Origin of the sequence: Sphingomonas sp. CFBP8993 (genome assembly GCF_034044895.1) — a bacterium.
Taxonomy (GTDB): Bacteria; Pseudomonadota; Alphaproteobacteria; order Sphingomonadales; family Sphingomonadaceae; genus Sphingomonas.
This window is the reverse complement of the sequence record NZ_JAXCWU010000001.1, coordinates 121,163-133,493: the sequence shown is the minus strand read 5'-3', so window position 1 is coordinate 133,493 and position 12,331 is coordinate 121,163. Positions and strand designations below refer to the sequence as shown.

At 67.1% G+C, this 12,331-nt stretch carries 11 protein-coding genes; 2 read left to right on the top strand and 9 right to left on the bottom strand.

From position 1 onward, the window contains the following. The first annotated feature begins 4 nt into the window (after nt 1-4). On the top strand, nt 5-940 hold the full coding sequence (locus SOM26_RS00605) for a ferritin-like domain-containing protein (RefSeq protein ID WP_320450793.1): 936 nt from the start codon (nt 5-7) through the stop codon (nt 938-940). Here the strand turns inward: SOM26_RS00605 and SOM26_RS00600 are convergent. Genes SOM26_RS00600 through SOM26_RS00580 form a run of 5 tightly spaced genes read right to left on the bottom strand, consistent with a single transcriptional unit; the run spans nt 880 to nt 6,391 of the window. Continuing rightward, nucleotides 880-1,458, bottom strand: coding sequence for a 4'-phosphopantetheinyl transferase superfamily protein (locus tag SOM26_RS00600; RefSeq protein ID WP_320450792.1), 579 nt, complete (start codon nt 1,456-1,458; stop codon nt 880-882). The genes SOM26_RS00605 and SOM26_RS00600 overlap by 61 nt on opposite strands. Beyond that, nucleotides 1,424-2,191, bottom strand: a complete 768-nt coding sequence (locus tag SOM26_RS00595; protein ID WP_320450791.1) for a Crp/Fnr family transcriptional regulator — start codon at nt 2,189-2,191, stop codon at nt 1,424-1,426. Before SOM26_RS00595 ends, SOM26_RS00600 begins: the two co-directional genes overlap by 35 nt. A 2-nt stretch (nt 2,192-2,193) precedes the next feature. Then, complete coding sequence (locus SOM26_RS00590) at nt 2,194-4,428, bottom strand: GumC family protein (RefSeq protein ID WP_320450790.1); 2,235 nt, start codon at nt 4,426-4,428, stop codon at nt 2,194-2,196. Nucleotides 4,429-4,436: 8 nt separating this feature from the next. After that, a complete protein-coding gene (locus SOM26_RS00585) occupies nt 4,437-5,768 on the bottom strand; it encodes an outer membrane beta-barrel protein (RefSeq protein ID WP_320450789.1) in 1,332 nt (443 codons plus the stop codon). Then, nucleotides 5,765-6,391: a polysaccharide biosynthesis/export family protein gene (locus tag SOM26_RS00580; protein WP_320450788.1), complete on the bottom strand. Its 627-nt coding sequence runs from the start codon at nt 6,389-6,391 to the stop codon at nt 5,765-5,767. Before SOM26_RS00580 ends, SOM26_RS00585 begins: the two co-directional genes overlap by 4 nt. Nucleotides 6,392-6,749: 358 nt before the next feature. Here SOM26_RS00580 and SOM26_RS00575 point away from each other — a divergent pair, with 358 nt between their 5' ends. Next, the gene (locus SOM26_RS00575) at nt 6,750-7,400 is read left to right on the top strand and encodes a sugar transferase (protein ID WP_320450787.1); all 651 of its coding nucleotides are present in this window, start codon (nt 6,750-6,752) and stop codon (nt 7,398-7,400) included. Here SOM26_RS00575 and SOM26_RS00570 read toward each other — a convergent pair. Genes SOM26_RS00570 through SOM26_RS00555 form a run of 4 tightly spaced genes read right to left on the bottom strand, consistent with a single transcriptional unit; the run spans nt 7,394 to nt 12,313 of the window. After that, on the bottom strand, nt 7,394-8,581 hold the full coding sequence (locus tag SOM26_RS00570) for a glycosyltransferase family 4 protein (protein WP_320450786.1): 1,188 nt from the start codon (nt 8,579-8,581) through the stop codon (nt 7,394-7,396). The genes SOM26_RS00575 and SOM26_RS00570 overlap by 7 nt on opposite strands. Then, entirely contained in the window at nt 8,578-9,762 is a 1,185-nt protein-coding gene (locus tag SOM26_RS00565; RefSeq protein WP_320450785.1) for a glycosyltransferase family 4 protein, read from the bottom strand. Before SOM26_RS00565 ends, SOM26_RS00570 begins: the two co-directional genes overlap by 4 nt. Then, nucleotides 9,762-10,760 (bottom strand): glycoside hydrolase family 71/99 protein, encoded by a 999-nt coding sequence (locus SOM26_RS00560; protein WP_320450784.1) that lies wholly within the window; start codon nt 10,758-10,760, stop codon nt 9,762-9,764. The genes SOM26_RS00565 and SOM26_RS00560 overlap by 1 nt, the downstream gene beginning before the upstream one ends. After that, nucleotides 10,757-12,313: a DUF6418 domain-containing protein gene (locus SOM26_RS00555; RefSeq protein ID WP_320450783.1), complete on the bottom strand. Its 1,557-nt coding sequence runs from the start codon at nt 12,311-12,313 to the stop codon at nt 10,757-10,759. The genes SOM26_RS00560 and SOM26_RS00555 overlap by 4 nt, the downstream gene beginning before the upstream one ends. Nucleotides 12,314-12,331: the final 18 nt, after the last annotated feature.

Genomic DNA, 12,331 nt, shown 5'->3' with positions numbered 1-12,331 from the left:
CGGCATGAAGTTCAACGACCTTCCCCAAGATCGCCGCCGGTTCCTGCGCCTTGCCGCCGGCTTTTCGACCGGCGCCCTGCTATCGGGATGCGGTGGCGGTGGCGGCTCCGACGACAGCGTGCCAGTGGTCAGCGCACCGGTCGCGGTGGTGCCCGCCGCGCCGCCCTCGGCCGCCGTCACACATCCGCTCAACCTCGCGCTGATGCTCGCCTATCTCGGCGCGCAATATCATGCGGTGGCGTCGCGGGGCAGTGGCCTGCCCGCGACGCTGACCGGCGGCACGGGAAATGCCGGGGCGGTGACGGGCGGACGGCGCGTCACCTTCGCCGACCCGATGATCGCGGCACTGGCGGTCGAACTTGCCGATGAAAAGGCGGCGCAGGTTGCCACGCTGCGCACCGCGATCGGTACGGCCGTGGCGGCGCAGCCGGCGATCGACCTGTCGACCGGCACGACCAGCGCCTTCGCCATTGCTGGCCAGCGCGCCGGCATCGTCGCCGGGGGGCAGGCTTTCGATCCCTATGCGGGCGACACAGCGTTTCTGCTCGGCGGGTTCCTGATCGAATATGCGGTCGCTGCCAGCTATCGGACGTTGCTCCTCACCGGCGGCGACAGCGCCGCCGCCACCGCCGCATCGAAGCTCCTGGCCGATGCGATCTATCAGGGCGGACTGATCCGGTCGCTGCTGGATCATCAGGCCGATGCGAATCCCGCGATCGGCGCGGCGCTGACGCAAATGAGCGCGATGCTGACTGCGGTCGACGGCACCAATGTCGGCGACCAGACACTGGGCGGTAATGGCACGGGCGCCAATCTGCTCGACGCCGATGGCAGGCCGATCCCCTTCACGCGCGCGACGGGGCAGGTGCTGAATGCGCTCTACCTGTCGAACGGCGGGGCGGGTGGGTTCCTGCCGATGGGGGCGAACGGCGTCGCCTGACGCGCGATGCCGAACATGGTGTCGCCGCAGCGATAGAGGGCGAACGACCAGCCCTCTGCCACTCCCCACAGCGTGATGCGATCGCCCCGCCCCTGGAAGACCAGCGTATCGAGCGGCATCGCCAGCCCCACACCCAGCGCCTTGCCATAGGCCTCGCGCAGCACCCAGCGGCCAGCCAACTCGACCAGCGGATCGGACGCCGCCGCGACGATACGCCGTTCACACGGTGCCAGCCACGGATCGCCCGGGGCGGCGTTCAGCGCGATCCGCGCCAGCGTCTCGACATCCAGGCCGATCCGACCCTTGCTCGCCACCATTTCGGCATGACAACCGGGCACGGCGCTGCGGCTGGCAATCCCCCCTGCCCGATGGATAGGTTCGTCGCCGAAGGTCAGCACCCCCTCCGGCAGTACCGCCCGCCACCCCCTGTGGTGCCGGACCGCGACTAGCGGCCGGATGCAGGGCGCCAGCGTGCCGTCCAGGTCAGACTGCAGGGCTGTCGCGGGTCGGATCGGCACGGTCCGCCAATAGCGCCAGTCGGGGAAAATCGGCGATCATCACGATCCCGCTGCGCATCGTCACCAGTTTTTCGCGACGCAACTGCGACACGATGCGATTGATATGGACCAGACTGAGGCCCAGCAATTCCGCCAGCGTATCCTGCGTCAGCGGCATCGGGAAGGTGCCTGCATGGACGAAGCCGATCGCCGACAATCGCTGGTGCAGTTCGAGCAACAGGTGCGACACGCGCTGCAACGCATTCTGGCAGCCCAGGCGAACGATATGGTCGAGCAGCCCCATCTCCTCTCCCCGGTCGATCGCGGCCAGCGCGCGGACCAGACCCGGATGATCGTCGGGTTGATGCCGCACCGCCTGCACCAGCCGACCGATGCCGATCGTCCGCACCGGGGTCAGCGCGACCACCGGATTAAGCGCCAGCGGCCGCCGCTCGCCGCGATCGCCCATCATGTCGCCCGGCAGCAACAGGCCCAGCATCTGGCGGCGTCCATCGGGGAGGATGCGCGGCCGGCACGCCCAACCACCGACGATCAGCCGAGGATGCGGACTGCAATCCTCATGCGGACAGATGCTGGTGCCGGCGGCATGCGGCTTGGGCTGTTCGCCCAGCGACAGCACCAGCTCGATCTCGTGGGACGCCAGCGTGGTGAGATTGCGCAATCGGTACAGCAGCAATTCGGTGCTGAGCGCCCGGCCGGTGCCGCGCGGATCGGCGGGCGTCGCGACACTCACGGTCAATTCGCATAATAGGTGCTGTAGGAGCCCATGAAACGCGCCGGATCGCCATAACCCGACCGCGCCAGCGCATGGAGATCGACACGGCTCAGCGCCACGCCGCTCACCTTGACACCCAACGTCTGGAGCAGATGGATCGCCATCTCGACCGCCGCATCGGGCGTCTTTCGCCAGCGCACCAGCAGCACCGTCGCGTCCGACTTCTTGGCGACCAACCGCCCGTCGACCACCGGCAGCACCGGTGAGGCATCGAAGATCACGACATCGAACCGCGCCTTCAGATCCTCGATCAGCGTATCGAAGCTGCCATTCCCCAACGCCGCCGATCCACTGAGGCCCGCGCGCAACATCGGCAGGATAGTGAGCGGCGAGTCCACATCGGGCACCAGCGCCTCGTCCAGCGTCGCCGCACCCTCCAGCACCTGTTGCAACCCGACCGCAGGCCGCAGGCCGAGCGCATTGGCGATGCTGGGGCGGCGCATATCGGCATCGACCAGCACGGTGCGAACCCCGCTCATCGCGACGATGCGGGCAAGGCCGATCGAGGCGGTCGTCTTGCCCTCGTTGGGCAGGGCGGAGGTCAGCGCGATCGTCCGCACCGAGCCGCTGGCGGCGGATTGCAGTACCGATGCGGCAAGGTTGCGATAGCCCTCGGCATAGGCCGATCCGCTATGGTCGACCAGCGCACTGATCGGGTCGCTGCCACCGATATGGCGCACCGCCGAGCCCAGCGTCGGAAGACCCGCGAGATAGGGAAGCTGCAACCGCCCCTCCACATCCTCCAGCGTGCTGATGCCGTGATCGGTGCCCTGCCGCAGGAACACGACGCCTAGGCCGATCGCCGTCGCCAACAGTGCGCCGACCAGCAGGTTGATCGGCCGGTTGGGCGCGCTGGGCCGTGTCGGCACCGCCGCGAAACTGGCGACGCGCGCATCCGACTGGGTGGTCGCGCCCTGCGTCCCGATCTCGTTCAGGCGGGTGAGCAATTGCGCATAACTCTGGTGCGCAGTGTCGGAGCGCAGCTGCAATCCGCCGAGCGCGATCGAGGCGACGTTGTTGTTCACCACCTGCGCCCGCGCCCCCCCGGCGCTACCCGCCAGCGACCCGGTGCGCCGCGACGCCACCTCGCGCTGGGCTTCGAGGTTGGAGATGGTGCGCTTGATCTCGCCCTGGATCTGCGAATCGATGTCGGCCACCTGTCGCTGCGCGGCGGCGAGCGGCGGATATTTCGCGCCGTATTTGCCGTCGAGATCGGCGACCTGGGCGCTGACGACGGCGCGCTGACTGCGCAATTGCTGGATGACGGGCGAGCCCAGCGCTTCGCCAAGATCATCCCCCTGCGAGCCACGGGCAAGCTGTTGGCGCGCCGTCTGCAACCGCGCCGTCGCCTCCGCCTCACCGGCACGGGCGAGCGCGACCTGGCCGTCGAGCGACGACAATTGTTGCTCGGCGATCGTGCCGCCCTGCACGCTCATCAGATTGTTGGCGACCTTGTAGCGGCCAAGGGCACTGTCCGCCGCCTCGACCTCGCGGCGTGCGCCGTCCAATCGGCTGCGCAGCAGTGCCGCCGCAGCCTCGGAGCCCTCGCGCTTTACCGACCCCGATTGCCCCACGAAGGATTGCGCATAGCTATTGACGATCGCCGTCGCCAACTGGCGGTCGTGATGTTCGAACGACAGGGAGAGGGCGAAAGTCTGCGCGGTCCGATGCACGTCGATGCCCTGCACCAGCCGCTCGATCGCGGCATCGCGCCGCGCCGCCATGGGCACCGGCTTCGGCGTCGCCGCCAGCATCGGCACGCGATCGAGGATAGGGGCGAGGACGGAGGGCGTCCGCATCAGATCGTCGAACCGCGCATCCTCGGTCAGACCCAGGCGGTCGACGACCAGCCCGGCCAGCGTACGGCTGCGCAGCAGTTCAACCTGCGTATCGACGCTCGAATCCGCCGCGGGATCGCTCAACGCGCTCGTCCGGTCCGATCCGATCTCCGCCGGGCGCGGCGCGATCACCAACGTGGCCGTCGCGGTATAGCGCGGCGTCTGCGCCCAGGTATAAGCCGCCACCAGCAGCATGATCCCGCCAGCAACCGCCAGGAACAGCACCAGGTGCCGGCGATAGGTCTTGATGAGGTCCATCATCCCGCCATGGATTGCGGGGCGGTCCTGAATGGCGGGCATCGCGTGGATGCCGTCATAACGTGCGGGCAGGCTGGCCATCGTTGCGGCTCCGATCACTGGGGGGATCAATTCTGAAAGGTCAGGGTTGCGGACACGCGATGGTCGCCGAAGTCCGTGACCCCGACGGCGCAGGTGCAATCACGCGCCAAATACCGATAGCCGAGCCGCGCATTCCAATGGTTGCGCGACAGATAGGTCAGGCCCGCATCGACATAAGGCAGCCGGTCGCGCCGCTCGATCCCGCGATAGGTGTCGCGGTAATAACCGACCTCGGTCGACCAGATGATGTAGCGCCGCAGTTCGTGATCGGCGCGCAGCGATCCGCCGCGATGCAGCACCCCGCCGGTGCCGGGGACACCGCTGTCCTGGATGCTGCTCTCCGCCGTCGCGGTTATCGTCCACAGACGGTTGGGGAAATAGACGAGCTTGCCCAGCGTCCCCAGCCCCGACAACGATTTGACCCCGGCAAGGTCGAAATTCTGATGGATATAGCCGACGCGCACGTCTCCGCGCAGCAGCGACGTCACCTCGAAACTCGACCCGACATAGAGGCCATAGCCCTTCGAATCGCGGTTGCCGGTGGTGGCGAAACGATAGTCGATCGTGTTGACGCTACCCGCGCCATAGATCGACACAGCCGGGCTCAACGCCCGCTCTGCGCGGACCAGCAACTGGTAGCGGGTCCGATCGCGGTCGCGGGTGAACAACGTGCCGCCGGCGGTATCGGTCGTGTCGCGATAGCGCAGGTTCGCGACGTCGCCACGGACGATGACGCGGGTGCTGGCGCTCTCGATCGTACCGCTCGCATAGGCGTTGAGCGCGTTATACTCGATCGGCTTGGCGGCGTTGATCGGCGAGTCGGCCGCAAAGCGCGGGGTGATGAACGTGCCGTAGCTGGCCCCGGCCGTCAGCGCGCTGAGCGGCCCCACGGCGACGCTACCCTGCAATCCGACCAGCCCCTCCTCGGTATTCTCGCTCGTATAGCGGGCGTAACGGCGTATATCGCCACGCGCATAGGCGGCGACCTGATACGGCCCGCTGCTGGTGCGCACGGTCAGTTCGGGTCGGATGACGGCGGCGAAATCACTGCGCCGGTCGACGTTGTTGGCGAACAGGTTGGACGTATAGAGCCCCCCGATCGACAAGCCGGCAAACACGTCGAACGCACCCACCGTCGTGCCTTGCGCCGTGAAGGCGGGCAGCATGCGGTCGGCGACGCCCACGTCCCGCGAACGGGTGAAGACCGACTGGGCAGTGGTGATCGGCGGCTCGGGCGGCACGATCACGGTCGGCACATCCTGCACCAGCTGCGCCGCCGCTGCGCCCGCCGTTCCGCATACGAGGACCAGCAGCGATGCGCCGCGCGCCAGGCGCCTGATGTCCAGGGAAAGGATCAAAACCAGCGCTCCTTGATGCGGATCGTGTCGCCCGGGGCGACCATCGTCTTGGCCGTGACGTCTTCCGTCACCTCGGCGTCGGTACCCGCGTGCTTGATGAGCACCTGCTTGGTCTTGGCGCGATAGGTATAGCCCCCCGCCTGGGCGACCGCGCCCAGCACGGTCAGCCCGTTGGCGAAGGGATATTGGCCGGGCTTGTTGACCTCGCCCAATATGTAGAACGGGCGGGTGGTCAGCACTTCCACCGCGACGCGCGGGTCCTTCACATAGCCGTCCGAAAGCCGTGCGACGATCCGGTCCTGCAATTGCGTCGAGGTGAGGCCGCGCACATCGACCTCGCCGATCAGCGGCAGCGAGATGAAGCCCGACCCCCCGATGGTGAATTCACCGCCCAGCGCGGGATCGCCGAACACCACGACGCGCACCCGGTCGCCGCCTGACAGCGCATAGGCGTAGATGGGCAATGTCGCGGCCGGATCGGCGGGCGTTGCAGCGCTTGCTGGCACGCCTGTTCGTGCCGGGTCGCCGATCTGTGCCGCCACCGGCCAGGCGAATGGCACTCCGACGATCAATGCCGCCGCCAGCATGATTGCGGACGCACGGAACGGGCCTTGCGTGGACATGCGTTCTCCTTCGGCGGTCACCCGCCTTGCTTGAATGGTCAAATTTTCGGCTCCGCACGGAAATATTCCGCACGTCCAGAATTTACGCGATGATTACATCGAAACAAACGACGCTCGACGAGACGGCTGCTGGCCGCCCGGCTCGCAATTCAACTCTTATGATATGTCTAGTATGCGACATCCACCGGAGCGACATTAACTTATAATGCATTTTTCAAAATCGTTGATAAATCATTACATCATTAGATGTTTGTGGGGCCAGGTTGACCTTTGAAGGCTGCAAATCCCATCAATTGATGGGCTCATGCATGGCGAGGGCGCGTTTTCCTGCGGTTATCACCAGTCGTGAGGTGTCCCCATGATCGCCACCCGAAACCCCTCGCCCTATTTCCACGCCCGTCCCCGCCTGCTCCAGGCGGTGGATGTCACGCTCGCCTTTCTGGCGCTGACGATACTCTCACCAGTCATGCTGGTGCTGGCGTTGCTCATCGCCATCGGCAACCGCGGGGGATCGCCATTTTATGGACATCGCCGCTACGGCAAGGAGGGGCGCACCTTCCTGTGCTACAAGTTTCGGTCGATGGCGCTGGATGCCGACGCGCGTCTTGCCCGACTCCTGGCCAGCGATCCGGCCGCGCGTGCCGAATGGCATCGCGACCATAAGCTGCGTCGCGACCCGCGCGTGACGACGATCGGCCGGTTCATCCGCAAGACCAGTCTCGACGAGTTGCCGCAGCTGTTCAACATCCTGCGCGGCGAGATGAGCCTCGTCGGGCCGCGTCCTATCGTCGCCGCCGAAGTACGCCGCTATGGCAAGCATTTCGCCGATTATTGCTCGGTACGGCCCGGCATCACGGGGATTTGGCAGATCAGCGGCCGCAACGACACCAGCTATCGCCGCCGCGTCGCGATGGACAGCCTGATGGCGAGGCGGATGTCGCCCCGTCTGTACGCCCGCGTGCTGATCGGCACGGCGCGCAGCGTGCTGACCGGCCACGGCGCCTATTGAGGACGAAGGACCGTGTCGTAGACCGCGGTAAAGGCGGTCGCGACCGCCTCCGGTGTGGTCCGCGCGATCACCCGGTCTCGCCCTGCTGGCGCGCCGGGGCGGCCCGTTTCGATCAGGCGCGTCATCCGCTCGGCCAGCGCCTCGACATCACCGGGCGGCACCAGCCACGCGTCGTCGGCAATAATCTCCGCAATCCCGCCGCTGCGTGCGCCGATGACGGGAACATGCGCCTGATACGCTTCCAGCACCGTGCGCCCCAGCGGTTCGGCCCATAACGACGGCGCGACCAGCACGTCGATCCTGTCGAACAGGTGCCTCGGCGTCTGAAACCCCAGGAATTGGACCGGCAGCCCCTCGGCCAACGCCAGATAAGGGGCGAGCGGCCCCAGCGCGGCACCCGCGATTTCCAGTCGCCACCCCGTCGGCGGCAACAGCCGCGCCGCCTTCAACAGCGTATCGACGCCCTTTTCCGGGCTGATCCGGCCGAGATAGCCAAAGACGATCGGCCCGTGGAGCGGCGGCTTGGCATAGTCCAAAGCCACCCCCTCCACCTTCGCGGTGTTCCAGATCACCCGTCGCCGGTCAGGCGGGATGTCGTCGAAAAATCCATAATGCAGATGTCGCACCAGCACCTCCTCGCCGACCGCCGTCACCGCCGACACCAGCCGCTGGTCGAACTGCTTGGCGAAGGTCAGGATGCGGCATTTGAGGTGTCGGTGCGTGCACGGCCCGCTCTCGCGATACATCGAACTGGCCGCACATAGCAGGTCGAAGTCGCGCAACGTATGGACGATCGGGATGCCGCGCCGGTGCGCCGCGTGCCAGACGCGGGTCGAGATATCGACCATCGAATGGGTGTTGACGATGTCGGGCCGGAAGGCGTCGAGCACGGCGCCGAAGCGCCGCTCGATCGCAAAATTCGCCTGTTGCTTGAACTTCGCCCATTCGCGCTGGCGAGGGGTGTGCTCCAGCCAGTCCTCCAGCCAGAAGTCGTTGCCGTGCGGCATGCGGAATACCTGCACGCCGTTCCGCTCCTCCTCCACAGCCTCTCCCGGCGTCAGGCAGGCGGCGGCGACGTCCCACCCGGCGGCGGCCTGCGCCTCGGCGAGCATGCTGACCGATCGCTCCGCCCCGCCGACGATGTGCGGCGGGTAGAGGCTGGACAGGTGCAGCACCCTCATGCCAGCACCTCGGCGTAAAGCGCGTCATAGCCGTCGAGCATCCGCGTCGGCGTTACCGCCGCCAGAACATTCGCGAACGCCGGTGGCTGGGGCAGCGCCTCGCGGCCCTCCGCCATCACCGCCGCCATCCTTGCCGCCAACGCCGCCGCGTCACCGGGCGCGACCAGCCATTCCTCGCCGACCGCCCCCACCAGATCGGCGATCGCGCCCAGCCGCGATCCGATCACCGGCACGCCGCGCGCATAGGCCTCGACCACCGTCAGGCCGAACGGCTCGCGCCAGATCGACGGCACGACGAGCAGGTCGATCGTGTCGAGGAAGGCGTCGGGATCGGCGAACCCCAGGAATTCGACCGGCAACCCCTCCGCCAGCGTTCGGTAGGCGGCATCGCCCTCCTGCGCCCGCCCCGCGACGCGCAGCCACCAGCCGTGCGGCGGCAACAAGCGACAGGCGGCGAGCAAGGTCTCGATCCCCTTTTCCGGCACCAGCCGCCCGAGGAAACCGAAGGTGATGTCGCCACGCCGCACCGCTCGCGGCCCGGCGGCGGGAACATCGACCGCGTTCCAGATCACCCGCGCCCGATCGTCGCCCAGTTCGCGGAACAGGCCGAAGTGGCGATGCGTGGCGAGCACCGGGGCGGACACCGCCGCGACCGCATCGATCGACCGCGCAAACCGCCCCTTCCACGCACCCGTGACCCGGCATGAGCTATGTAGCGTCTCGCACGACCGCCCGTTGCGGAACAGCGACGCGCGTGAACAGATCAGGTCGTAATCATGCAGCGTATGGACGCTCTTCGCGCCGCTGGCAGCGATCGCCGACCAGATCATCGGCGGCAGTTCGACCATCGAATGGGTGTGAACGATATCCGGCCGGAACGCGGCGATCGTCCGTCCGAAATCGGCGGCGGCACGATAGTCGACCATCTGGCCCAGCTTGTTGGCGGTGCGCATCGCACGCGGCGCCGCGAACACCTCCTCCATCCAGACGAGGTTGCGGCTCCGCTGCGGCAGCACGATCACGCCATGCCGTTCGCCGGTATCTTGCGCTTCGCGCGTAAGATAGGCCGCACCGACCCTATGCCCGCGTGCGACCTGGGCCTCGGCGAGCATCGCGACCACCTTTTCCGCGCCGCCGACGACATGCGGCGGATAGACCGAACTGATGTGCAGGATACGCATCAGCGGCGCATGAACCGGCGGGCGGCGGGCGCGGTCAGCGTCAGGTAGCGATCGCCATATTCGCGCGACGGCTCGATCTCCGACCCCTCGTGCCATTCGTTGAAACTGGTGACGAGCACCCAGTCGGCATTATGGCGGATCGCTGCATCCCACAGCGTGGTATAGGTTGCGCCATCGAACCGCCCGACGGTCGGCCTCGGTGCCGCTCGGCCCGGCACGCGCGTGTCGTCGAAGCCGGGAATCACCGTGGCGCAGAACAGCTTGCCCCCCGCCATCCGCCGCCAGACCGGATAGGTCCGGTCCGCCCAGGCCGCCATCTGCGGCGGGGTCATCCCCTTCAGATAGGGGGCGAGGACATAGACATGGATGCCATCCATGAACGGGGCCCAGGCGGCGAAATCAGCCGTCTCGCGCGGCGACACATCACCGACCAGGAACGCCCGCCCCGCCGCCTTGCGCCAGTCGCGCGCAGGCAGGTCGCGCAGCGCCTGGAGGTAGAGGAACAGTACCGGCCGCCCGGCGACCTGCAGCCAATTGCCATGCGCGCCGTAGGTCCGGGTCAGATAGGCGATATCCCGCGCCGCGCCTGCCGCGCCATCCTTTTGCTGTTCCAGATAGACGGTGACATGCAGCCCCACCGCCGCCGCAGCGGCGAGGATCGCGGGCATCGCCTTGTCCTCGAACGACCCGATCCCCCACCAGCTGACGATCAGCGCGGTGATACCCGCCGCCTTCATCTGCGCGAAATGGGTGCGGATCACCGCCGGATCGTGGCTGTCATACAGGCCGAGCCGCGGATGGTTCAGCGTTGGGCTCTGGCGCGGCGCTTCGTTCTTCGGCCCCTGCCAGTGCGACCAGTTCCCGCTGGTCGCCGGATTGCCGTACCAGGGGTAATAGAAGGCCAGCACCTGTCGTGGGTAGCGCCCTCCCCCCTTGCCAATGGCGGGGGCGGCCGTGAGCGCGATGCCGCCCGCCATGATGCTGCGTCGTGAGATCATGAATGCCGCCCCGTGCTGAAGGTCGCCGCCCGCGCCCGGCCCCAGGCCGAACGGATCTGCCCGCGATTGACCGCGAGCAGTGCGATCTCGATCGTCAAGAACAGCAGCAACCGGTTGATCTGCCCCGGCGCGGCGATACTCCACAGCGAGGCCTGCTGGACCGCGAAATAGATCTGGAGGAACGTCCAGACAGCGAAGAATAGGCTGAGCGGAAAGCCCGATTCGAACGCCCGCCGGAGGTACAGCGCGGCGAACGCCACCAACGCGCCGAGCAAGGCCATGATGACGGCGACTCCGGCATAGCCGAACATCACCAGCGCCATCGCCTCGGTCCCCATGGTCAACTGCACCCAGCCCTGGTTCTTGCGGAAGCTGGCGGCAAGCTTGGAGGGGGAATAGCGCTCGATGAAATAATAGGTCTCTACGCCATTGGCGAAGGCGGAGGCGGGGGGCGACTTGTCGCCTAGCGTATCGATGTTGCGATCGACCAGATGGGCGTCCCAGTTGGTCATCCGCCGCGCGTCACGGCTGGCGATGAACCACAACTCGCCTTGGCCCGCGATCCGTTCGCCGACCAGCGTCACCGTTCGGTCGAGCGGCAGGCGGCCATAGCCCGAATAGATGTACAGGGTCGCGCCCAATGCCGCGCACAGCAGCGCGCCGACCGGCACCGCCAGCCGCAGCATCGTCCCCGCCAGTCGTCCCTGCCGCGTGAGCAGCAGCGGCATTGCGAAAAAGGCCACTTCGGCCAAGATCGTGAAGAACTTGTCGCCGAACAGGAAATACAAGCCGGTGAGACCGAGAAAGGCCACGATCGCAGCGGTCTTCAGCAGCGGCTGATAGCGCGGGGCGAACGCGACCGCGCCGAGCATGGCCGCGAACAGAAACTTGTTGTCGAGCAGGATCAACACCAGCCCGCTGCTATATTCGCGACGATAGAGAAAGCGGTCGACCCCCGCCAACAGCGGAAACCCGCCCTGCAGCCCGTGGAGGAAGGCGATGCCGCCCAGCGCCATGCAGAGCAGCACGACCGGCCAGCCGAGCCATGCCACCACCATGTCGAGCAGCGGCGCGCGCGCATAGGCGAGGACCGTCGCCTCGAGCCGGCGGAACACCAGCGCGAAGACGAGGAAGAACAGGGCGGTGAACGCCAAGAACGACGCGCTGGCATCGCCGGGTTCGCCCAGCCGGTTGACCTCCGGCATATAGGCCCCGGCCTCGATCACCAGCAACGAGACAAGCGTCGCGCCGCGGGTGATGACCAGCGGCAAGAGCAGGATCAGCCCCGCCGGACTGATCCGGCCGAGCAGCAGCAACAGACCACCGAACAGTACCAGCGAGCTGCCGGAAAACAATATGTTCGGCCACGCCGCGGCGAGCGACCAATTGGCCGCAAGCAGTGCGACGAGCGCCACTATCGCACCCAACGGCAATGGCCGGGTCGACCGGGTGTCCTTGCCCGCCGCTTCGTCCATGGCGGCCGTGCCGCCGCTGTTCATTGCCCGGATCATGTCACCGGCGGTACGACCGCGACCCGCCGCCCGATGCGTCAAATGAGGCAAGGCCGCGCC

Bases quoted from the DNA above. Each gene is read 5' to 3' on its own strand.
- SOM26_RS00565 (WP_320450785.1), bottom strand. From the start codon at position 9,762: ATGCGTATCCTGCACATCAGTTCGGTCTATCCGCCGCATGTCGTCGGC.
- SOM26_RS00560 (WP_320450784.1), bottom strand. From the start codon at position 10,760: ATGATCTCACGACGCAGCATCATGGCGGGCGGCATCGCGCTCACGGCC.
- SOM26_RS00575 (WP_320450787.1), top strand. From the start codon at position 6,750: ATGATCGCCACCCGAAACCCCTCGCCCTATTTCCACGCCCGTCCCCGC.
- SOM26_RS00570 (WP_320450786.1), bottom strand. From the start codon at position 8,581: ATGAGGGTGCTGCACCTGTCCAGCCTCTACCCGCCGCACATCGTCGGC.
- SOM26_RS00580 (WP_320450788.1), bottom strand. From the start codon at position 6,391: ATGTCCACGCAAGGCCCGTTCCGTGCGTCCGCAATCATGCTGGCGGCG.
- SOM26_RS00605 (WP_320450793.1), top strand. From the start codon at position 5: ATGAAGTTCAACGACCTTCCCCAAGATCGCCGCCGGTTCCTGCGCCTT.